General features: G+C 32.0%; 25 protein-coding genes and 1 pseudogene. 10 read left to right on the top strand and 16 right to left on the bottom strand.

From position 1 onward, the window contains the following. Positions 1-74: 74 nt before the first annotated feature. From CN946_RS22235 to CN946_RS22205, 7 genes are all read right to left on the bottom strand, one after another. Complete coding sequence (locus CN946_RS22235) at positions 75-716, bottom strand: alanyl-tRNA editing protein (protein WP_098863025.1); 642 nt, start codon at positions 714-716, stop codon at positions 75-77. A gap of 85 nt (positions 717-801) precedes the next feature. Continuing rightward, positions 802-1,263: a hypothetical protein gene (locus CN946_RS22230; protein WP_098863024.1), complete on the bottom strand. Its 462-nt coding sequence runs from the start codon at positions 1,261-1,263 to the stop codon at positions 802-804. A gap of 260 nt (positions 1,264-1,523) precedes the next feature. Continuing rightward, positions 1,524-2,912, bottom strand: coding sequence for a HAMP domain-containing sensor histidine kinase (locus CN946_RS22225; protein ID WP_098863023.1), 1,389 nt, complete (start codon positions 2,910-2,912; stop codon positions 1,524-1,526). Between the two features lie 14 nt (positions 2,913-2,926). Continuing rightward, entirely contained in the window at positions 2,927-3,595 is a 669-nt protein-coding gene (locus tag CN946_RS22220; protein WP_056471929.1) for a response regulator transcription factor, read from the bottom strand. Positions 3,596-4,030: 435 nt separating this feature from the next. After that, on the bottom strand, positions 4,031-4,594 hold the full coding sequence (locus tag CN946_RS22215) for a Gmad2 immunoglobulin-like domain-containing protein (RefSeq protein WP_098863022.1): 564 nt from the start codon (positions 4,592-4,594) through the stop codon (positions 4,031-4,033). A gap of 136 nt (positions 4,595-4,730) precedes the next feature. After that, the gene (locus CN946_RS22210; protein WP_098863021.1) at positions 4,731-5,642 is read right to left on the bottom strand and encodes an AEC family transporter; all 912 of its coding nucleotides are present in this window, start codon (positions 5,640-5,642) and stop codon (positions 4,731-4,733) included. Between the two features lie 42 nt (positions 5,643-5,684). Then, positions 5,685-6,029: an SHOCT domain-containing protein gene (locus tag CN946_RS22205; protein WP_098863020.1), complete on the bottom strand. Its 345-nt coding sequence runs from the start codon at positions 6,027-6,029 to the stop codon at positions 5,685-5,687. Positions 6,030-6,485: 456 nt separating this feature from the next. Here CN946_RS22205 and CN946_RS22200 point away from each other — a divergent pair, with 456 nt between their 5' ends. Further along, positions 6,486-6,668 carry a hypothetical protein gene (locus tag CN946_RS22200; RefSeq protein WP_098863019.1) on the top strand — a complete coding sequence of 61 codons (183 nt, stop codon included), beginning with the start codon at positions 6,486-6,488 and terminating at the stop codon, positions 6,666-6,668. A gap of 102 nt (positions 6,669-6,770) precedes the next feature. Here CN946_RS22200 and CN946_RS22195 read toward each other — a convergent pair whose 3' ends face one another. Next, the gene (locus CN946_RS22195; protein WP_098863018.1) at positions 6,771-7,538 is read right to left on the bottom strand and encodes an SDR family oxidoreductase; all 768 of its coding nucleotides are present in this window, start codon (positions 7,536-7,538) and stop codon (positions 6,771-6,773) included. A 32-nt stretch (positions 7,539-7,570) separates the two neighbouring features. After that, entirely contained in the window at positions 7,571-9,109 is a 1,539-nt protein-coding gene (locus tag CN946_RS22190; RefSeq protein ID WP_098863017.1) for an FAD-dependent oxidoreductase, read from the bottom strand. A gap of 172 nt (positions 9,110-9,281) precedes the next feature. Between CN946_RS22190 and hpt the strand changes: the two genes are divergently transcribed. Further along, positions 9,282-9,809 carry a hypoxanthine phosphoribosyltransferase gene (gene hpt / locus CN946_RS22185; protein ID WP_098863016.1) on the top strand — a complete coding sequence of 176 codons (528 nt, stop codon included), beginning with the start codon at positions 9,282-9,284 and terminating at the stop codon, positions 9,807-9,809. 47 nt (positions 9,810-9,856) lie between these two features. On the opposite strand, the gene CN946_RS22180 is transcribed toward hpt, so the two are convergent. Continuing rightward, the gene (locus CN946_RS22180; protein ID WP_098863015.1) at positions 9,857-10,273 is read right to left on the bottom strand and encodes an NUDIX hydrolase; all 417 of its coding nucleotides are present in this window, start codon (positions 10,271-10,273) and stop codon (positions 9,857-9,859) included. 157 nt (positions 10,274-10,430) lie between these two features. Between CN946_RS22180 and CN946_RS22175 the strand changes: the two genes are divergently transcribed. Further along, positions 10,431-11,690 carry a TolB family protein gene (locus CN946_RS22175; RefSeq protein ID WP_098863014.1) on the top strand — a complete coding sequence of 420 codons (1,260 nt, stop codon included), beginning with the start codon at positions 10,431-10,433 and terminating at the stop codon, positions 11,688-11,690. A gap of 23 nt (positions 11,691-11,713) precedes the next feature. Here the strand turns inward: CN946_RS22175 and CN946_RS22170 are convergent, their stop codons facing one another. The 3 genes from CN946_RS22170 to CN946_RS22160 form a co-directional block, all read right to left on the bottom strand. Continuing rightward, positions 11,714-12,478 carry a 2-phosphosulfolactate phosphatase gene (locus CN946_RS22170; RefSeq protein ID WP_098863013.1) on the bottom strand — a complete coding sequence of 255 codons (765 nt, stop codon included), beginning with the start codon at positions 12,476-12,478 and terminating at the stop codon, positions 11,714-11,716. 145 nt (positions 12,479-12,623) lie between these two features. Further along, positions 12,624-13,145 carry a hypothetical protein gene (locus CN946_RS22165; protein ID WP_098863012.1) on the bottom strand — a complete coding sequence of 174 codons (522 nt, stop codon included), beginning with the start codon at positions 13,143-13,145 and terminating at the stop codon, positions 12,624-12,626. Positions 13,146-13,212: 67 nt separating this feature from the next. After that, complete coding sequence (locus CN946_RS22160; protein WP_286134024.1) at positions 13,213-13,404, bottom strand: VOC family protein; 192 nt, start codon at positions 13,402-13,404, stop codon at positions 13,213-13,215. 146 nt (positions 13,405-13,550) lie between these two features. Between CN946_RS22160 and CN946_RS22155 the strand changes: the two genes are divergently transcribed. Continuing rightward, positions 13,551-14,039: a GNAT family N-acetyltransferase gene (locus tag CN946_RS22155; RefSeq protein ID WP_098863011.1), complete on the top strand. Its 489-nt coding sequence runs from the start codon at positions 13,551-13,553 to the stop codon at positions 14,037-14,039. Between the two features lie 51 nt (positions 14,040-14,090). Here the strand turns inward: CN946_RS22155 and CN946_RS22150 are convergent, their stop codons facing one another. The 3 genes and pseudogenes from CN946_RS22150 to CN946_RS22140 all read right to left on the bottom strand — a co-directional run bounded on the left by CN946_RS22150 (position 14,091) and on the right by CN946_RS22140 (position 16,115). Further along, positions 14,091-15,050 (bottom strand): RtcB family protein, encoded by a 960-nt coding sequence (locus CN946_RS22150; RefSeq protein ID WP_098863010.1) that lies wholly within the window; start codon positions 15,048-15,050, stop codon positions 14,091-14,093. Positions 15,051-15,331: 281 nt separating this feature from the next. Beyond that, a pseudogene (locus CN946_RS22145) lies at positions 15,332-15,547 on the bottom strand (RtcB family protein); the annotation flags it as partial. Between the two features lie 115 nt (positions 15,548-15,662). Continuing rightward, a complete protein-coding gene (locus tag CN946_RS22140; RefSeq protein ID WP_098863009.1) occupies positions 15,663-16,115 on the bottom strand; it encodes a GNAT family N-acetyltransferase in 453 nt (150 codons plus the stop codon). Positions 16,116-16,377: 262 nt separating this feature from the next. On the opposite strand from CN946_RS22140, the gene CN946_RS22135 reads away from it, so the two are divergent. The 6 genes from CN946_RS22135 (at position 16,378) to CN946_RS22115 (ending at position 21,757) form a co-directional block, all read left to right on the top strand. Beyond that, positions 16,378-16,929, top strand: a complete 552-nt coding sequence (locus CN946_RS22135; protein ID WP_098863008.1) for a cysteine hydrolase family protein — start codon at positions 16,378-16,380, stop codon at positions 16,927-16,929. After that, positions 16,926-18,395, top strand: coding sequence for a nicotinate phosphoribosyltransferase (locus CN946_RS22130; protein ID WP_098863007.1), 1,470 nt, complete (start codon positions 16,926-16,928; stop codon positions 18,393-18,395). The genes CN946_RS22135 and CN946_RS22130 overlap by 4 nt, the downstream gene beginning before the upstream one ends. Next, the gene (gene nadD / locus CN946_RS22125) at positions 18,388-19,017 is read left to right on the top strand and encodes a nicotinate (nicotinamide) nucleotide adenylyltransferase (protein WP_098427846.1); all 630 of its coding nucleotides are present in this window, start codon (positions 18,388-18,390) and stop codon (positions 19,015-19,017) included. The genes CN946_RS22130 and nadD overlap by 8 nt, the downstream gene beginning before the upstream one ends. Next, on the top strand, positions 19,014-19,835 hold the full coding sequence (gene nadE / locus CN946_RS22120) for an ammonia-dependent NAD(+) synthetase (RefSeq protein WP_098863006.1): 822 nt from the start codon (positions 19,014-19,016) through the stop codon (positions 19,833-19,835). Before nadD ends, nadE begins: the two co-directional genes overlap by 4 nt. 115 nt (positions 19,836-19,950) lie before the next feature. Further along, entirely contained in the window at positions 19,951-20,091 is a 141-nt protein-coding gene (locus tag CN946_RS23220; protein ID WP_170927396.1) for a lmo0937 family membrane protein, read from the top strand. 157 nt (positions 20,092-20,248) lie between these two features. After that, the gene (locus CN946_RS22115) at positions 20,249-21,757 is read left to right on the top strand and encodes a flavin monoamine oxidase family protein (protein WP_098863005.1); all 1,509 of its coding nucleotides are present in this window, start codon (positions 20,249-20,251) and stop codon (positions 21,755-21,757) included. Positions 21,758-22,306: the final 549 nt, after the last annotated feature.

Genomic DNA, 22,306 nt, shown 5'->3' with positions numbered 1-22,306 from the left:
AAGACGATTCTAAACGTTATTACACTAACCTTTAGGATCGTCTTTTTTAGATTTCAAATAATATATTTAGATAATCATATTAAATAAACTTCTATCCGTTCTTTCCCTCCTCCTATATTGTTTCGTTTTAACTTTATTCCTTTAATTTCTCCAGTTCGCTTAATATGTGTCCCACCACACGAAACTTTACCAAAGCCTTTGATTTCCCAATATCTTCTTTGATTATCCGGGTCATCAAACTCACTATTTATTTCCAAGTCTGCTTCAATGAGCTCCTTTGCTTTTGTCTCTAAAAGTGGGAATGTTTCCGAGATTTTTCCATCCCAATAGAAATCAATTCTAGCTTTTTCACTAGTAATATTTGCACCAATTTTTTCAGGATTATTATAGTTTTGATACATTAGCTCCAAGATGATTTCTGCAGCAAAATGTAGCTTCATAATTCGATATCGTTTCTCCCAATCGATTTCAATCACTACTTCCTGTCCTTTTTGAAGGTCATGATTTTCTGGTAAAGTGTAGATAATATCTAATCCGTCCTTCTTAGCTTCATTCACTTCATAATTACCAATTCTCCCAGAGTCTGATTGTTGCCCGCCAGAAAAAGCATAAATAATGGTTTCGTTTAAAGTAACATTCCTGCCATCTATTTCCGTAACAATTGCAGTGGCTTTTGTAAGATAAGGATCTTCCCAAAATAGTTTTTTTACTCCCATTTGCCTTACTCCTTCTCCCTTTTATACTTAGTAAAAAAAGGAACAATTTCTATAAATTGTCCCTCTTCTAATTAATCCATATAATTTATTTTGTTACAGCTTCACTACCTTTTACTAATTCAATACGCACTTTTTTAAGCCCATCTTTTTCATCAACATATGTACTTAATTTCCAATTTGCAGATAGTGTATGTTTAATTAGATTAATTGCTTCTTCAGATAAATAAATACCTTGAATTGCAGTTCCCATATCTTCATAATCTTTTTCAATTTCAATTCCAAATTTATATCTTAATAAAGTCATTAATGAGCCTTTTGTTAAAAATTTGATTTGATAGCCATCATTAATAATTTTACTAAAATTCTCTTCATTGTATTTGTACAGATTTATTAATGTATCCCAGTCAGGAAATCCATTACCAAATTGATTTAAAAACTCGAAATTCTCTTCTCTCACAGCGTTTATTAACTGTATGTTTTCTACACCAGCACTACGTAAACTTTCAATCATAATCGCATTATTTATAGCAATACTAACAAAGCTCATCTTTCTCTCTCCCTCCGAATTACAAGAATATTCTTTTTATTCAACTTTATCATAAAATACGGCACTAAACTATTAAATTGATGAGATTTACACCAAGATGCCGTGGATAGGGAATGCTTTGAAACTTTACGGATGTTTGCTAAAACAAGACAATATTATCGATGATTAATAGCTTCAAAATCTTACTAAAAACGTAAAAACCACAAGATCTGTTACATATCTTGTGGTTTTACTTCTTTTTGGAGATTACTCCATCTTATCTAAATTGTATTTAATGTGATGAAAGCAGTTGTGCCTTCTCCATTTTTACTTGTAATTTGTAGATTTCCACCATAGTTTTCAATTAGGTCTTTTGCTATTGATAAGCCTAAACCATTACCGCCATTTGCTCGACTTCTCGCTTTATCAGCTCGATAAAATCGGTCAAATATATGATTGATATCTTCTTCTTTAATACCGATTCCGTTGTCTTTCACTTTGATTTCGATCTTGTTTGCAACTTGAGCTGTAGTTATATCGATAATGGTGTGTTCTTTACTGTATTTAACTGCATTATCAAACAAAATAATTAATATTTGCATTAAATGTTCTCTTGCGATATTGGCTTTATTGACAATTTGATTAGGAGTGTGGAAGTGAATTTCCAAATCTTCATGTAACAGCTGATAATTGTTTATGATCTCATTTAATACTTCATTAATATTTGTTGGAGCATACTGTTCAATCTTTTCGCTATTTTTCTCTAGCTTCGTTAACTGTAGAAGCTCATTCGTTAAAATAATCATTCGGTTTGTCTCATTAATACATGTATTTAATGAGTTTTCTAAAACTGTTTCGTCTTTTTTCCCCCAGCGATTAACTAGTGATAAGTGACCATGAATGATTGCTAAAGGTGTTCTTAATTCATGAGAAGCATCTTCAACAAATCGCTTTTGTCTTGTAATTGAAGCCTCTAACTCATCCATCATTTTGTTAAAGAGTAGACCGAGTTCAGATAGCTCATCTTTTGTTTCTCCTACAAAAACTCGCTCTTTTAATTGATTATTTTTTATTTTAATCATTGTTTGATTTAAATTTTTAATAGGATTTAATATTTTTTTAGATAAGAAATAACCGCTTAAAATACTTAAAATTAACGAAATGGTTGTTCCCAGAATGAGAATCATGAACGATTCTTTAATTAATTTCGAAAAGATTTCTACATTCATTGCAACTTCTAATACACCGTCAAAATTCTTATAATGTAACAGCTTACTATTAATTAAAATTTCTTGATTGTGTAGTCTATATTTTTGGATTTCACCAAAGTCTTTTTTATTAATATGAATTTTAGGCATTGTTCTTGAAACTGTAAATATTTCTTTTCCATCTTTATCGATTAATCGAATCATCTCATTATTTTGTATAATTTTTTCAAAATATGATTTGTTTTCTGCAAAAGAAGCCGCATTAGGTCGTTTCGTTTTATATTCTTCATCTAAATAAGCTGACGTATCATTTAATCTCTTTTCAATGCGATGTTGCTGCTGATTCATGACCGACATTTGAATCAAAGCACTTTGAATAAGATTACATAATGTAAATATGACAAACATAAGCACAGCGATTGTAATTGTTATTTTCCATCTAATCGAAAGCTTATTTAACAAGGTAAGATCCACCTCTACATCCTCATTACATACCCAGTACCCCTTACAGTGTGAATATAGGTATTATTTTTATCATCTAGTTTTGTTCTTAAGTAGCTAATATAAACATCCACTACGTTTGTTTCAATTGTAGAGCCATAGCCCCATACAGTTTCTAATAAAATTTCTCTAGTTAATACACGATTTACATTGCTCATTAATAAATACAATAAATCGAATTCTTTTTTAGTTAAATCAATGATCGCTTCATCTTTTTTAACAACTCGAGCTGCAGAATCTAATGACAAATCTTTAAACTTTAAGCAGTGTAAATTTGTTGAACGATCGATTCGTCTAAAGATTGCTCGCATATGAGCTAAAAGTTCTTCAATAACAAATGGTTTTGAAATATAATCATCTGCACCACTATCTAAACCAGAAATTCGATCAAAAACACTATCTCTAGCTGTAATCATAATAATTGGTGTGTCTTTATGCGCTCTAATTCGTCTACAAACTTCAATACCACTTAAATTAGGAAGCATTAAATCAAGTAAGATTAAGTCAAATTCTTGGTCGATTGCTAGGTTTAAACCGTCTCTACCATCATTTGAAATATGAACTTCATTTCCTTCATACTCTAATTCTAATCGTATAAAATTTGCTAATTCTTTCTCATCTTCTATAATTAATATTTTTTTCATATATTTTATCCCTCATTTTTTTTATAATAACATCTATAAAATTATTATTTGTATTGTATAAGGATATCTGTTTAAGATGAAAATGGCTTTACGAATATTTTAAAATTCAATTAGAGTTTTATTAGAAATTTTTAATATTTTAACTTAATAATCTCGATATTACTACCTATTGTGTACATTTTCTAATAATTTCACTTAAAAACGATTAAAATTTATTTAAGAATATATTTAATGCTTTCCAAAAGATAAAGTAAAAAGTTTTTTTATTTTCGCTTAATTTATGTAATTTTTAAAAGTTTTTCGTAAGATTTCAAAAAAAATGGCTTTAGCATTTGCTAAAGTCATTTTCATACTAAAAAAATAATTTGTCAATGAAGTAAGTCACACTACAGTGATCATCATTGATTTTAAAATCAATTTTCCTAATCCCCTTACTTATTTATAATTAGGAAACTGAATCGGAATATTTAGTACATCTTCTGGTTGGCCGTCTTTTGCACTTGCTACATATAGTGTAAGTACCCCATTTGGACTAGTTGGCTGATTATAATTAATTACTAATTTAAAGTTCCCCCATTCTGGAGCACCCATATCAGCCATTGTATGACCTTCTGCTAATACATTATGACCATCTTCTATTCGATAAAGAAATGTTGCTTCAAAAACACTAGCTTTCCCTTCAACAATTAACACATTTTTACCTGTTGAGTCATTTACGACTGAAGTGACTTTAAATGCATCGTTTTCAACTGGTGTAAATACTTTAACTGGTGGCTTAGTTTCATCCTTTTTGGGCGGATTATTAGTTCCCTTATCTGGTGTATTTCCTTTATCGGTATTTTTGTCCGTATCTGGTGTATTGCCTTTATCAGTTGTTTTTCCCTTATCAACTTGTGATGACTGATCATCTTTTTTGCCATTACCGTAGTCACTTGACTGACAGCTTGTTAAACAGAATATGCTTAAAATTAAAAGTCCAATAAATAAAAGTCTTTTCATTCTATTAATCACCCCTAAATTAATTTATTGCTGCAAATTAAATATTGTTCTGAATCAAACTATTTATTTTTAGCAAAAGATGAAATGCATTTTACCGAGGTGGACTTCTAAGAATATGAATGAATTTTTAAACACATTAAAAGAACGTACTAGCAAGTTGTATTACTATTGGTAAAGTTAGACTACTTAATATAGTTGAGGTAATTACAGTTTGTGCTGCAAAACTTGCATGCGGACCTTTGAATGAAAGTAATGCACTATTTCTTGAACTTGGGAAGGCACTACCTATAAAAAGAGCTTTTGCAACCACACCTTCAAAACCGAAAATTTTTATAAGGGCAAATGCAATAAGTGGACCACCAATTAATCTTAAGAAGTTACTAATCGCTAAATTGTTCCAGCTAATTTCTTTCCCCGATTCAGCTAATTGAGCTCCAAGTGTAATTAACGCAAATGGGGCGAATGATTCAGTAATAGGATTTAAAATGGTAACCAATTCATGATTTAATTTCACATGAAATATTTGAAGAATAAAGCCAAGTACTACACTATATATGATTGGTAGCTTAAGCATTTTCAAAATTGCTTCTTTCAATTGGACTGAAGCCTCTGCATTATATACCCCAACAGTAAATGTCATTATATTTTGGAACAAAACGATTAAAACTCCAATACTCAATGCAAAAGGATCATTTTTAAAAACTAACGCATTTACTGGCAATCCAAGATTTCCTGAATTATTTAATGCGATGCTATTAGCAAATGTACCTTGCATAGATTTTTCAATTCCTCTCCATCTACATATTAAAGTTGAAAGTAGAGACATGGAGACAAATTGAATAACCAAGTAAAATAAAACGCCACCTGCAACTTTACCAGATAACGGACTATCATATATTTTCATAAATACTGCTACTGGAAGAAATAAATAAACTAAGAGGGTTGTTAAAGTACGTAAGTGAAGTTTAAAAAGTCGATTAAACAAATAGCCTAATATAACATAAAAAAATAGAGGTAGCATAACTTCTAGAAGTAATTTTATTACCATTTCTTTTCCTTCTTTCAGATGATCAACCGCTTTTTAATTTATCTACATTTCTTGGTTGAAAATTTTTTCTTTTTGTTTTTGAAATTCACTATCTGTGATCACCCCGTCATTTTTTAATTTATTTAATTTACGAAGTTTCACTTCAAAGTCCTCTTTCTCTCTTGTAATATACTTTTCAACATTAACTTCATAATTGGATATACCACGTTTACTAAAAACGTTGTATCCATTGATTATCGTAATCATTAGCGCAATTCCGGTCCATAACAATCCGAACAAACCAGCTTTTGGTATTACAATTGTAAAACCAAGGACAATAAAAATAATGCCAATCAATAAACCTAAAAATGACTGCCCTTTACTTGGTTTAACTCGAATCTTTCTCAAATTTCCACCTCTTTTCATTTTAAAATTAATTACTGAATGAAATAGAAGCTTTGACGGTTAAATTTGATAAAATATTATTTTGCTTTCGAAATACTATATTCGACAAATTATGTTTAAATACCTATTGCAAAAATAAAAAACCACCTATTTAGGTGGATTCAGCTTGTGGACAAATTCCTAAAAACTTGATTTTCAGACTGAGGCTGCCTAATTATGATTAGGCAGCCTTAATTTTATTTATTTAAAAGATGCATCCCCTTCGTCCGCCATTACTACACTACCGTTAATAGCACTTGTTCTTTAAAATCGCTCTCTCCTGAAAAACTGCAACAAGAAACGCTAATTCTTTATGACGATCCAATTATCAAAAATTTTGTAGAAGAATACATTTCTAAATTTGGGAAGACAAATATTTTATTTACAAAGAATAATACTGTCGCTATTGAAAATGCGGTAATGAGCGGTTTAGGCGTAACAATCGGTTTAGATTTTTCATTTTTGAAAAATAAAGGCCTTATACCAATTGAAATTAAATTGCCTAATCATTTACCTGGTCATTATGGTTGGGTTCGACACTTTAAAAAGTTTTCATCACAAATTGCTAAGACATTTTTCAATAGATTATCTTTAGAGATTTAAAAAATAAATTATTGCTACGCTACAAAATACTGGTTACCATGGATTCCTCGGTATTTTTACAAAAAAAGATGTCTCAACATTCCTATTGAGACATCTTCCATATTATCTTATAAAGCCACCTTCAGAATGGATTATTTGACCTGTTATCCAATCAGCATCTTCGCTTACTAGAAATTTAATTAACTTAGCAACGTCATTCGGCTCTCCTATTCGTCCGAAAGGAAAAAGAGGCATTAACTCTTTTTTGTTTTCTTCTGTCATCCATCCAGTATTTGTTGGACCTGGGTTAACAGCATTAACCGTTATACCTAATTTCGCAACTTCAGCTGATAATGTTATTGTTAATGTATCTATTGCTCCTTTTGTTGTAGCATAAGCAAGCTCCCCTGGCATTGCTCCTTTAAATTGTCCAGATGTCAGATTTATAATTCTTCCACCACTTTTAAACTTAAAGTTTTGTGCAAATAGTGTACTTAAAATGGTTGTCGCTCGAATATTCACTGTATAATGCTTATCTAGTTCTTGAAAAGTTAAATTGGAATAATCATTATTTGTTGAATATGCTGCATTGTTAATTAGTACTCTTGGTTTACCGAGCTCTTTTATTACATACTCAATCAGTAAGTTAGGTGAATCTTCCTTTGTTAAATCAAGCTCTAGACTAGATACTCTTACACCTTTTGCAAGTAAGGCATTTTTCAATTTAAGTGGCTCATTTAACTCAATTCCCCAAGGCATTTCAGTATCGTAATTAGTCCAATACGTAAAAAAGATATCAAACCCACTATCAGCTAATAAATGACAGATTGACGCTCCGATTCCATTTAACCGACTTGCACCTGTAATAATTGCTATTTTATTTTCCCGCATAGTTTCTCCTCATTAATTTTTCTATTTTAAAGTTATTGAACAAAAACTTGTTTTAAAGGTTGATCGGCTGGCCCTTCTAATACTTCACCATAAATTGAAAACCTTGAGCCATGGCAAGGACAATCCCATGATTTTTCACCATTATTCCATTCGACCTCACAACCCAAATGAGTACAAGTTGTGTCTACACAATGAACTTTACCATTTACATCTTTATAGGCTCCAACTCTTTTCCCATCTAGTGTTACAACTGAGCCTTCATCATTGTATAACTCTTCTATTTTTCTAGAAACAGGTTCTAATTTCCCTTCAATTAAATGTTTAGCTACATCTAGGTTTTGCATTAAGAAATGCTTGATGCTAGGGTCTGCTTGAAATCTCGAAGGAGTGAACACATCAGCATCAACAGCTTCTTTTCCTAAAATTAAATTACTTATTAACTGGGCAGAGACTGTTCCACTTGTCATACCCCATTTACGGAAACCAGTGGCTACGTAAATGTTTTCATGTTTTGATGATAGTCTACCAATATAAGGCATTTTATCTAAAGTGATTAAATCTTGGGCAGACCATCTGAATTTAACATCTTCAATTCCAAAGGTTTCTTCACCAAAGAGCTTTAAATTTTCATAAAAACTCATTGTACGAGTTTCTACACCAGTTTTATGACTTTCCCCACCAATTAGTACTAATTCTTCATTATTATATTTAAATGATCTTAGAGATCTTTTCGGATTTTCCGCACTTATGTACATGCCACCTGGATAAGCTGTTTTTACTTTTGCAGCTAGGGCATATGAACGATCTGCATGTAATTTCGTAAAAAACAATTGATTTCCATCGTAAAAAGGAAAATGGGATGCACTAACAACATGCTTACATTTAATTTTTCTTCCACTTTGAGTGACTACAACTGGACAGTTGCCCGTTTCAACATCGATAACTACAGTTTCTTCATAAATCTTTAATCCATTTTCAATTGAGGCTTTTAATAAATGAATCAAATATTTTAATGGATGAAACTGGGCCTGATCCCTCATTGTAATCGAATATTTTGTATCAAAAGGTAATAATGTTTTTACTGCTCCAAATGAGTCAATTCCTAATTTTTCATAAGATTTCAATTCATTTTCTAGGTTTCTTACATAAACATCTGAAGCCGTATAAATCGTTGCATCTTGGGTCTCATAATTACATTCTATTTGGTTATCATTCGTATATTTCCGAATAAAATCCATTGCATTTTTAGTAGAATGATAAAAGATTTTTGTCTTTTCTAATCCAATATGTTGAATTAGCTCATCGTAAATTAAATCATGCTGTGCTGTTACTTTTGCAGTCGTGTGGCCAGTTGTTCCATTAATTATTTTATTCGCTTCTAGTAAAGCCACCTTCATACCCGCTTGCGTTAAAAAATATGCGGTTGAAATTCCCGTAATTCCGGCACCAACGATTACAGCATCAAACTCTTCATCATCGTTAAACGGTTCAAAAGTAGGAATATTAAGTCCACTTCTCCATATTGGCTTTGAGTGCTTCGGCAAGCCATTATAATCAATCTTTTCATTCATCTTTAAATACCTCCATTTATGTTATGTGGTTATTATTACCAAATTGATGGATGTTCATTAAACTAACTTTTTAATACTACTAATTAGTAAATATTGTTAAAATGGAGATAATGATGAATGCTCATCTAACAAAGTAAAAAATAGTTAATAATTAGTAAAGAGGGTAATTTACATGGCTTATAGAATAAAAGACACTTTAATTTCTGAAACCGATTTAAAAAATAGAGTAAAAGCACTTGCCAAACAAATTGAACATGACTTTAATAACGAACCCCTTATCCTTGTAGTTGTATTAAAAGGATCTTTTGTATTTGCAGCTGATTTAGTTCGTGAAATGAAGAGTAATATTAATGTAGACTTTATTTCTGTCTCCAGCTATAGTAATCAAACTGAATCAACTGGAAAAGTCCGACTACTAAAGGATTTAGATGAGAATATCACAGATAAAAACGTGGTGGTAATTGAAGATATCATTGATAGTGGTCTAACATTGCATTTTTTACGTGATCATCTTCAAATGCATAAACCAAAATCGATTAAGATTTGTACTTTATTAGATAAACCTGAAAGAAGAAAAATCGATTTACCGGTTGATTATGTAGGTTTTGTCATTCCAGATGAGTTTATCGTTGGCTATGGAATTGATTATGCACAGCAATATCGAAATCTACCGTATATCGCAACTGTAGAAGAATATTAATTTAAACAAAACATGCCGTTTGATTTTTTATCAAACGGCTTTTTAATTTATTCCTTATTTACTTTTTTATTAATTAAGTCGATTAATAAGTTTCGATCCTCCGGAAAACTAAGCTCTAATTCAAGAATTTCCTTTGCTGATTTCCAAGCAATTTCATATATTAATTGATCAGGATCTTGGATTTTAGCATAGCCTCCAATAATTCTAACCTCAAAATAATGTACTTCTACTTGAAAACCATACGAGATCCCTTCTTTAATAAACAATTGCTTCATTACTTCAACTTCATATCCTGTTTCTTCGAGTATCTCTCTTTTACAACACTCATCAATCGATTCATTTTTTTCTAAACCGCCTGATGGAACAGCCCAAAGCTTGTTTTCATCAGGCTTGCCTTGAAGAACCATTAAAATCTGCCCTTTATGATTAATACAAATACCAGCTGCTCCAATCCATTTCTCCAAGAAAAGCCACCTCTTTTAGTTACTTTATATAACTTAGCTATTCGATCATTTAATGTTTTATCCGGCCTGAAAATGATTGACTTAACAATATCGTCCTTTTGATATTTATATAATTTCTTGGGAAAAATAAATCAAAATAAGTTAACGGGGTGAATTTATGAATCGCAAATTTCTACTCTCTTTCTTGATCGTTGTTTGTTTAATTTTTCCGAACTTTAGTTACGCCGAAACGACTACTAACTCATTAAAAATTGCTTTTATTCGCGATGGATATGTTTGGACAAAATTAAATAATAAAGAGGAAAAAATAACAAAAGCAAAAGGAGTTTATTCGAATCAGCCCGAGTGGTCATTTGATGGAAATTATTTAATGTACCAAAAAGAAATACCTACTGGTCCTACAGCATCTTACCCTACTCGCTCAGAAATATGGATTTATAATATGAAAACAAAAAAAGAACAAAGGATTATTTCCGATGGTGAGAATCCTAAATGGTCCCCTACTAAAAATATTTTTGCTTTTCTAGATAGTGGTGTGTTGAATGTCTCTGATTTTAATAACTTTTACAATATTGCACTAGGTGTAGATGATTATAATTGGATTCCAAACGGTAAGGGCTTTATAGCTTCATCAGCCGCAGTACTAAATCCGGGCGGTTGGACAAATCCAGTTTTATATAAAATCACCTTACCAAAGGATTTAAAAAATATTACTAGCGTAACAAACAATGTTAAACAATTTTTTGTTGTTCCCAAAACTCTAACAAAAGGCAATACTTCCATTCCGTCCATAAATGCGTCAACATTTCAATTTTCGCCTGATCAAAAATGGATCTCTTTTATTGTTAATCCAACAGCTTCTTGGTCTATGGATAGTGACATGCTCTGTATCATTTCTTCAGATGGAAAGGTTTTTGAAGTTCAAGATGAAATTATTTTACATTTAGATAATCCAAAATGGGCTCAAACTAAAAATATATTAGGATACATTGCAGGTGGAGGCAGATTAGTTTTCGGATACAAAAATAAAAAGATGAATATTACTGAAATGCCAGCATTTACATCTACAAATTTAACACCACCACATTATGCTGAATTAGGATTTGCATGGTGTGATGACACATCAATTGTTGTTTCAAGAGTAAAAGAAAGTGAGTGGTCAAATGATGAAAAGAAGCGACCAAAACCATCCTTAAATGTGATTAATCTTTCTACTCATAAACAATTAAAAATAACTAATCCACCTACTGGAAAAGGAGATTATAACCCAGTCTACTCTAAGTCTACCAATAAAATAACTTGGACCAGAAAAGGAGAATTAGATGTTGTCGGTAATGTATGGATCGCCAATTTGGATGGTAGTAAACCTAAAATTTTATTAAAAAATGTTAGTTCATACGCTATTTTTGAGCGTTAAAAAGGATAAGGATGAATTTAGTTTCATCCTTTTTCCATTTCAAGACCATTAACGAAGCAATCATTTCGTAAAACTGGTACTACTTTAAAATGGTTTAATTGACTACAGTGCGTAACATCTTCTTCAAAACCCTTCATTCTCAGCTCTCTTCCACTTCCACATTCCCAAATCAATTCTTTAATTTTATGTTTCGAGTGAAGAAACGCGCCAATACAAACTTCCGCTTCTGGTGATTTTGTTCCTTCTAACTCTGACAAAATTGCTCCTGCTCCTAAATAATCTTCTATAGAAGGTCGCAGTGCATCCTCATTTTCATGTAAATCATTCCAAACCTCACCGCACGGAATGACTGTTATATTAACATTTTTTTCGTTTTTTAGACGATTAGCCAAACTTGCAACCGAAGATGCATTAAGTAAAGAACCAATCAATAACGCTGGCACCTTTGAAGCGATCCATGAACAAAATGCCCCATTTAGAGAACATAAAACAAATTTATTATTGGCATGACGTTCATTAAATGAGACCGGCGAAAGTGTTGCCTTCCCTAAAACTGCCGCTTCATTTCTTCCTAAAATATACTCCGCTCCAATCTTTTTAGCATAAGCTTTCCCATCTAAATTTGGTGGATATGGATAGACGATGGCGTTTTGAAATACTGCTGAAACAACAGTCGATGAAAAACTAAGAACATCAACAATAATCGTAATATCCCCGCGTTCTGCTGCTTCTCTAGCTCCCCTTTTTCCCCACTCTACACGGCATTCATAATTAGATTGATCGAACATATTCTCATCCCCTTTATTAATTTTTTTAATTCGTCATACATAGAAAAAGAAATACTCTTTAAAAGTATTGCATCAGTGTGTAGACACAGTAAAAAAAATAGGTTTTCAGACTGATTGCAAATGTTTGGCGTGCAGTCTGAAACGGTTAACGATATGTAACTTCTGTATACCCTAAACTATTTTTAGTTGTCTTCATCGGCTTATTAGGATAATAGAACACTAAATCTTTATAATTCATCTTATATTTACTTGTTTTAAAGTACTTGTTCAAATACACCGTTCTCATTTTTTCACCATCTATATAGATTGCTTTTCCTTTAGGGCGATCCTTATCAAATCCATAAATTAGTTGATCATTTAAAAAATGCATTCCCTTGCCATCTCCGGCATACAAATGCTCTGCACCTGAAATTGAAGCAAAATTCATATTTAAAAACGATGATGTTTTAAATATATATATACTATGCGGTATATCAGTAATACAAAGAATGTATGGACTATTCGGGATCTTAACCAATTTGTAATCCACTTTTTTTAATTCTGGTAAATCCTTATGAATAGCGAAACTAACTGCTTTTTCTTTTGAATTAAAATTTATTGATATATAAGTAAATATGCTCACTAATGCTACAAAAATTAGCACAAATGTAATAACCTTTTTACTCAAGTTATAACTTCCTTTTTTAGACATTTATTTTATTCAGGAAAAGAGCATACACCTAAACGATTTCCTTCTAAATCTTTAAATTCAAACCATTTAAACGTAACGTTAATGGTGTTTCCCCAATATTTAATGCCGCATATCCATTCATCGGATCGTTCCATCTAACCGTAAAACCCAATACCGAGCAATACCAATCTACCGCTTTCTCAAAATCAGTTACTTGCAGAAAAACTGTATCAATTCTTTTAAAATGCTCTGACATAGCTAAGTCCTCCTTTTTTAATACTTACTATCTATTCAACACTTGTAAACTATCTCCTTTTATATTTCATCCTAAAAATAAAGGGATTTTACTATAATTAGTCAATTATTTATAAATATTGAAACTAGATATTGGAGGGGAAATCTTTGTTAAAGATTGTTAAAGTAAAAAAAGAAGAGGAATCAAAATTACACAATTTAATGCAATTTTATATTTATGAATTTACGAAATATCTTCCTGAAATTAAACTAGGGGAAAATGGTTCTTATCATAAGTTTAATTTGGAAAAATGCTGGCAGGATCTAGATTATCACGCTTTTTTTGTGTTGTATAATGAAGAACTGATCGGATTCACTATAATTGAGGCTTCATTAGAATCAACTTCAAATTGTATAGAAGAGTTTTTTATAATTAAAAAATATAAAGGGCATGGTTTTGGTAAGAAAGTTGCAATTGAACTTTTCAATCTGTTTCCTGGAAAATGGAGTATCTCAGAAATTGAAAAAAATGAACCTGCCAAAGCTTTCTGGAGAAATGTAATTAATTATTATACAAAAGGAAACTTTACTGAAAGGGTTGATGAGAATAAAAAGACAATTCAAGAGTTTGATACGTATGAAATTATAGAAAATTAATTTAAAACAAAGCCACCCTATAGGTGGCTTTGTTTTAGTGTGTAGATAGATTTAATTTGCTTTGAAATTATAAAGTGGTTTAATGACTTTAATAACTTCGATTGCATCTTTAGTATTTTCAATGATTTCTTTCATTTCCTTATAAGCCATTGGACTTTCGTCAAGTGTACTCTCTAAAACTGAAGTACTCCAAACATCCTTCATTGTTTCTTTAAACTCATCAAGTGAAAGAGTTGCTTTTGCTTTGGAACGACTAAGAATTCGACCTGCACCATGAGGGGCCGAATAGTTCCAATCTGGATTTCCTTTTCCGATTGCAATCAAACTACCATCTCGCATGTTGATCGGAATTAATACTTTCGCACCTTTTTGGGCGGAAATCGCTCCCTTACGAAGAATCATGTTTTCGATATCAATATAATTATGAACAGTCGTAAATTGTTCAACAACTGTTAAATCCATATTCTTTACGATTTCATCCATCATTGCCTTCCGGTTCCATAAAGCATATTCTTGGGCAATTGCCATATCATGCATATATCGATCAAACCAAACTCCTTCTAAATAAGCTAAATCCTTTGGAATATATTGTGAAGGAAGATTTTTTAATGCCGCTTCAATTTCTTTTTCACGGCCTTCATCCCTTAATTGCTGAATGACTTTTGAACGATTTTCAGACTGGCTCTTTAATAATTCATACGCCTTTTTCTGATAAAATTCCGCTACAACTTTACCTAAATTTCGGCTTCCGGAATGTATCACAAAATAAATATTTCCTTCCTCATCAGAATTGCACTCAATAAAATGATTACCACCACCAAGTGATCCTAAGCTAAGCTTTGTTCTTGTTTCATTTAATTCTTTAAAACAGTACAGCTGTGAAAAATCAATTTTCTTCACAAATTCATGCTTATTATTTCGAATTGAAAACCCTGATGGAACATGTTTACGAATGACAGCATCTAGTTTTTGAAAATCGATTTCTTTTTGTGAAACTCTTATTGTTTCCATTCCGCAACCTATATCGTACTTTAACCTCTAATTTCTTAGAGAGTGGACTATACCTTCTCTACAATCATCGGAGTATGCAGCTCCTTATGTAGGCTCGCCGTATTAATTATTCCTTCCGAGATTAGGAAAGAATAATTCTGCACAATCGTCTGCTAACAACGTGCAAGTCTCTGAACCATTTGACTATGTCACCATAGCCTCTGGCTGCTGATTGCCCTCGACTATATTATACGTTAGGGTTTCCAGCAATTGAGCGAGTTTTTTACCGTTGGAGCCGACTAGTTAACCCCAACGAGATTTGGAACGATTTTATCTTGAATCGTCATTGTCGTTCCAATTGTACATCCCTTACCTGCATGAGTATCAGGCATAATTCTAATTTTAGAACTTTTCACGAACTCTTGATTACATAGTTCAATAATTTGCCCAATTGCTCCTTGTTCCACATTATCTGTAAATATTTTAGCTTCATTAAATGAGCCTTTAACTGTAAGCATCATGTTCTCCTTCAAGTTAGTTTTATTTTAAGGTATAACTTTATTAACCTATTTCAAAGCATTTGATAATAGTTCTAGATTTTCATTAATTTTATTAGCTACAATTATTTGACGATCACTTAAGATTTTCTAAATTTAATGAATACGAAAGAAATTCTTTATCAACTTGATAGCCATTTTTTTCATACAATGCTTGTGCCGATTTATTATCAATCGCAGTTTGTAAATCTAATGCTTTTGCTTTCGATTCGATTGCAAATTTCTTTGCCGCATTTAACAACAATTGTGCGACTCCTTTTTGCCTTGCCGTTTCGGTTACATATAAGTCATTTAAAATCCATAACTTTTTCATGGATACAGAAGAAAATGAAGGATATAACTGAGTAAATCCCATATATTGCTCTTCTTCTTTTACGAGAAAAATAACAGAATCTTTGTTATTGATTCGTTCCATTATAAAATCAATCGCTCCGTTTAAATTACTTTCTTGTTTATAAAACATTCTGTACTGATCAAATAAATTTGCTACTTCTGTAATATGCTCTGATTTTGCACGAACTACTTCCATCATGTCACCTCTTCTAACTATAATTAATCTATTAGTTAGTTCGGTACATTTCATTAATTTCCTCTAATCGCTCAAAGGATACAAAACCTACGAAAAATAGTAATTTTTAATGGTAAAGTTAATAATATACATGATTTAATAAATTTCCAAAATTTAGGTTTTCATCTGAATTAACTTATAATAAGATTGAAGATGAAAAACTAATTTAATTTTTTCTATTATGTGAAGAAATTAACATTCTTACACTTGGGGTGATTAATCAATGGATAAAAAAGCGCTCATTATTATTGATTATACGAACGACTTTGTAGCAGATGCTGGTTCATTAACTTGTGGTAAACCGGCACAGGAAATTGAGCAAAGTATTCTTCATTTAACAAAAAATTTCATTGAAAATCAGGATTATGTTGTTTTTGCAGTAGACGTCCATGATGAGAACGATCCGTTTCATCCCGAAACAAAATTATTTCCACCTCATAATATTAGACATACTAAAGGAAGAGATTTATATGGTGGATTAATGGATTTATACAATTCATCGAAAGGCAATTCAACTATTCAATGGCTCGATAAAACTCGTTACTCCGCTTTTGCAGGAACAGACCTTGAGATAAAACTAAATGAAAGAGGCATAAACGAACTTCATTTAATAGGAGTTTGCACTGATATTTGTGTATTACATACCGCAGTCGATGCTTATAATAAGGGTTATAAAATAGTCATTCATCAGCAGGCTGTTGCAAGCTTTAATGCAGCTGGACATGAATGGGCATTAAGTCATTTCAAAAATACTTTAGGGGCGGAAATAAGATGAATTACAACTTTCAAGATGATAGCTTTGCACTTCATACAGACCTTTATCAAATTAATATGGCGGAAACTTATTGGGGAGACAATATTCACAATAAAAACGCTATTTTTGAACTTTATTTTCGTAAACTCCCATTTGGAAATGGATATGCAATCTTTGCGGGTTTAGAAAAAATAATCAGTTATCTGCAGAACTTTAAATTTAGTAGTTCAGATCTTGCCTATTTAAAAGAAGAACTAGGATATAAAGATGAATTTATTCAATTCCTGTCTAATGTAAAATTCACAGGATCAATTAGAGCAATTCAAGAAGGTGAATTAGTTTTTGGCAATGAGCCAATTTTAAGAGTTGAGGCCCCGCTATTACAGGCCCAATTAATTGAAACTGCCTTATTAAACATTGTCAATTATCAAACATTAATCGCTACTAAAGCATCACGAATTAAACATATCGTTGGTAATGATACGTTAATGGAATTTGGAACAAGACGTGCTCAAGAATTTGATGCTGCCATTTGGGGAGCAAGAGCCGCTTATATTGGTGGATTCCATGCGACTAGTAATGTTCGTGCTGGTAAATTATTTAATATTCCTGTTTCAGGTACTCATGCTCATGCGCTCGTGCAAGCATATCGGGATGAATACATAGCTTTCAAAAAATATGCAGATCTTCATTACAACTGTACATTCCTAGTTGATACATACGATACACTTAAAAGTGGAGTGCCTAATGCGATTAAAGTTGCAAAAGAACTAGGTGATAAAATTAACTTTGCAGCAATCCGACTAGATAGTGGTGACCTAGCCTATTTATCGAAAGAAGCTAGAAAAATGCTCGATGAAGCTGGGTTCGTAAATACTAAAATTGTTGCATCGAATGATTTAGATGAATATACAATTTTAAATTTAAAATCGCAAGGAGCAAAAATTGATTCTTGGGGAATCGGAACAAAGCTTATTACAGCATATGATCAACCGGCTCTTGGAGCTGTTTATAAATTAGTGAGTATTGAAGATGAAAATGGGAAAATGATTGATACAATAAAAATTTCTCAAAACCCAGAAAAAGTTACAACACCTGGACTAAAGAAATTGTATCGAATTATTAATACAGTTAACCATCACGCTGAGGCTGATTATATTGCCCTTGAAGATGAAGATCCAGGGTCTGAGGAAAAAATAAAGTTATTCCATCCAATCCATCCATATATCAGTAAGTTTGTAACTAATTTTGAAGCTAGAGAACTTCATCACCAAATCTTTACTAAAGGTGAATTAGTCTACAAAGTGCCTGCAATTAAAGACATTCAGGATTTTGCTGAAAACAACTTAAGTGTACTTTGGGAAGAATACAAGCGTGCATTAAACCCTGAAGAATATCCAGTTGACTTAAGTCAAAAATGTTGGGATAACAAAATGGAAAAAATAGCAGAAGCTAGAAAGAAAACAGAGGAAATGAAAAATGGCTAAAATTGGGATTTATGGCAGTTCGTTTGATCCGATTACAAACGTTCATTTATGGACTGCAAGTACGATTGCTCATCGTTGTCAATTAGACAAAGTTATCTTCTTACCATGCTCTTCAAAAAGAAGAGATAAACAATTACATAATACTGATGAACATCGTTGGAATATGTTAAAATTGGCAATTCAAAACAACTCAAAGTTTATTGCAGATGATTATGAAATGAGTAAAGAGGCTTGGGAAGTTTTCACTTACTATACAATGAACCATTTTAAAGCGGAATATAGTGAAGATGAGGTTTATTTCATAATGGGAGCTGATCTCCTAGAAGATATAGCAGAAGGAAAATGGAAATACGGAGATCAATTAGTTTCCGAAAATAAATTCATTGTAATGGCCCGTGATGGAATTGATATGCTAAAGACCATCTCTCGTTCTCCCTTATTAAGAAACAATGATAACGGCTCAAGATTTCATCTAATTGATAAAGGATTAGCGATGGAAATTAGTTCAACATATATCCGAGAAGAGTTTGCTAAAGGAGGCGAGCCAAGATATTTATTACCGGAGGATTGCTACGCTTATATTAAAAAATACAATCTGTATCAAAAGGAGAATGAAGATTGAACAGTTTACATAAAGAAATCGTCGAAGAAATGAAAGTAAAGCCAGTTATCGATCCTAAAGAGGAAGTAAGGATTAGTGTTGATTTCCTAAAAACCTATCTAAAAAAACATCCATTTTTAAATGGTTTTGTATTAGGTATTTCAGGTGGTCAAGATTCAACTTTAACTGGTAAACTTGCACAAATGGCAATAGATGAATTAAATAATGAGCAATCAGAAAAAAATTATCTATTTATCGCAATTCGATTACCATATGGCGTTCAAATGGACGAAGAGGACTGCCAGGAAGCGTTAAAGTTTATTCAACCAACTAAGACCTACACAGTGAATATTAAAGCTGCTGTAGATGCTAGTGTTAAAACATTAAAAGATATTGGCGTTGAACTTACTGATTTTGCAAAAGGTAATGAAAAAGCACGTGAAAGAATGAAAGCTCAATATAGCATTGCTGCTATGAACGGGTGTGTTGTCTTAGGCACTGACCATTCTGCTGAGGCTGTTACTGGCTTTTACACTAAATATGGCGATGGTGGTTCAGACCTTTGTCCGATTTTCCGTCTAAATAAACGACAAGGAAAGATGCTACTAAAAGAATTAAATTGCCCACCTAAGCTATATGAAAAAGTTCCGACTGCTGACCTTGAAGAAGATCGCCCACAATTAGCAGATGAAGTCGCTCTTGGGGTTACATATGATGACATCGATGATTATTTAGAAGGTAAAGAAATTAATAGTGACTCTCAAGCAAAAATCGAATCATGGTTTAATAAATCTAGACATAAAAGACAAATGCCTTACACTGTTTTTGATAAATTTTAATTCATGAAAGCTACCGATTTTGGTAGCTTTTTCACTTTTGTGCTCAATAAATGGATATGAAAGTTAAAATTGGAGAAGGTAATAATACAGTCATTAAGAAAGGAATGTTCATATTATGTGGATATTATTTTTTATTCTTTTAATCTTATGGGTATTAGGCTACTTTACTTTCCATATCGCAGGCGGACTAATTCATATTCTATTAATTATCGCAATTATTGTATTTATCGTTAACCTATTTAGACGTAAAAAGTAGCAAATTTTTAGAGACTTTTTCTACAAATCGAGAGCTTGATTTTTCAAGCTCTTTTTCTTATGCCATTTCTATTCCTAATCCTGCTATTAACCTCTTCTATATTCCTCTATTTATGAATAAACTTCTATGAATGTCATAAATATAGAGGAGCGAAATTATGCCAGTTAGTATGGAGCCTCCTATATCAATGGAACAAATGCTTCAAACAATTCGTACAGGACTACCAAAAACACTTGAGCCTAAAAATATTATTATTGTTGGTGCTGGGATATCAGGTTTAGTAGCTGCTTCACTTTTAAAAGGAGCGGGACATGAAGTAACAGTTCTCGAAGGAAATAATCGAATTGGTGGTCGTATTTTTACTAATCGTAATTTTTATGCAGGACAGTATATGGAAAATGGTGCAATGAGATTACCTTCTATTCACTTGCTTGTATTAGAGTATATTAAGAAATTTAACCTTCCTTTAGAAGAATTCATTAATAGCACTCCAAACGATATTATATACGTAAACAATGTAAGAACCATTCAAAAGCTTTATGAAGAAAATCCAGACATTCTTAACTTCCCTACTTCACCATCTGAAAAAGGCAAAACAGCTGAATATTTGGCTCAATACGCCATGCAACCTGTAACTGACTTCATTAAAAAGAATCAAAAAAAGAATTGGGAAATCGTTATTAAATTACTTGATCGTTATTCGATGGAATATTATTTAAAATATAATCCATATGGTAAAACTTTATCAGTTGGAGCCATTGATATGATTAAAGTTATGCTAGGGATGGAAGGCTTTCCTGAGCTTTCATTCACTGCCTTACTTCGAGAAGTAATGATTCTATTTACTCCTGGACTAAAGTTTTATGAAATAAAAGGTGGAAACGATCACTTACCTTATTCATTTCTACCTGAATTACAAGAAAATATTATTTACCATCAAAAAATGAAAAAAATTGAGCAACACGACTCTTCAGTAACGATTCATACAGAAGATACACAAACTTCGCAGGCATATTCGGTAACTGGAGACTTAGCCATCATTACTATTCCTTTTTCATTACTAAACTTCGTTGAAATCATTCCACGCGATTTATTTTCTTATAACAAATATAAAGCAATTCGACAATTACATTATGTTCCTTCGACTAAAATTGGATTACAATTTAAAACTAGATTTTGGGAAAAAGCGGGTTTTATTGGAGGAAAAATGATATCTGATTTACCTGTTCGTTATTCCTATTTCCCAAGCCAATCCGTTGGTTCAGAAGGCCCAGGTGTCATATTAGCAAGCTATACATGGGAAGATAACGCATCAATTTGGGATAGCTTAACTGAAAAAGAACAAATAGAGAATGCGCTAGAAGATTTATCCAAAATTTACGGTAAAGAAATATATAATGAGTTTATTACTGGTAATACATTTAGTTGGTCAAAAAATCCTTTTTCAGGTGGAGCTTTTGCTATTTTCAAACCTGACCAGCAAACTGAGATTTCCCCATATATATCAACCCCAGAAGGACTAATTCATTTTGCTGGTGATCACACTTCTACAGCCCCAGGTTGGATTCAAGGCGCAATCGAATCCGGAATAAGGGTGGCTTATGAGGTTAACGATTTACCTAAATCAACAGCAAATGAGAATTTCGAAACACATGATCAAGGTTAAGCACTAGAGTTTTGGATATTTAACCTTAGATAACGGGGAATATGAACTTTAAGTTAAGATTATTGATTAAGAAGTGAGCTATGTGTACAAAATGAATTAGCCCAATTATTTGAAACACTTATACCAAACCCAATTTAAGAAAACCCACAAGTACATAACCTTGTGGGTCTTCAGCTTGTTGAAATATAAAACAATCAATAGGGAAACCCCAAATTATTGAAGATTAATTTATTATTTTGGGATGTTCTTTTAATGTTTTAAATGGTTTACGTTTGAGTAATTTTATAAATCTACAAACACTAGTAATGTTTTTTTCAGAAGTTTAAAATATTATAAGAAATTTTTATATAAACTAGTTCAAGTGATTAGTTTATAAATTAATGTTCGATATTAATTGACCTACAAACTAATTAAGAAACAACTGTTAGTTTACACTAAGTAAAGGCTATTTGATTAGGTTTTTATTGCAGACTTTTTTTGATGAACAAGTTGATTGGAATGGAGGGATGCTCGACTCCTATGGGATATGCGGGAAGGCTAAAGACCCCG

The organism is Bacillus sp. AFS053548 (assembly GCF_002575105.1).
Lineage (GTDB): Bacteria > Bacillota > Bacilli > Bacillales > Bacillaceae_G > Gottfriedia.
This window is presented reverse-complemented; position numbering and strand designations above follow the sequence as displayed.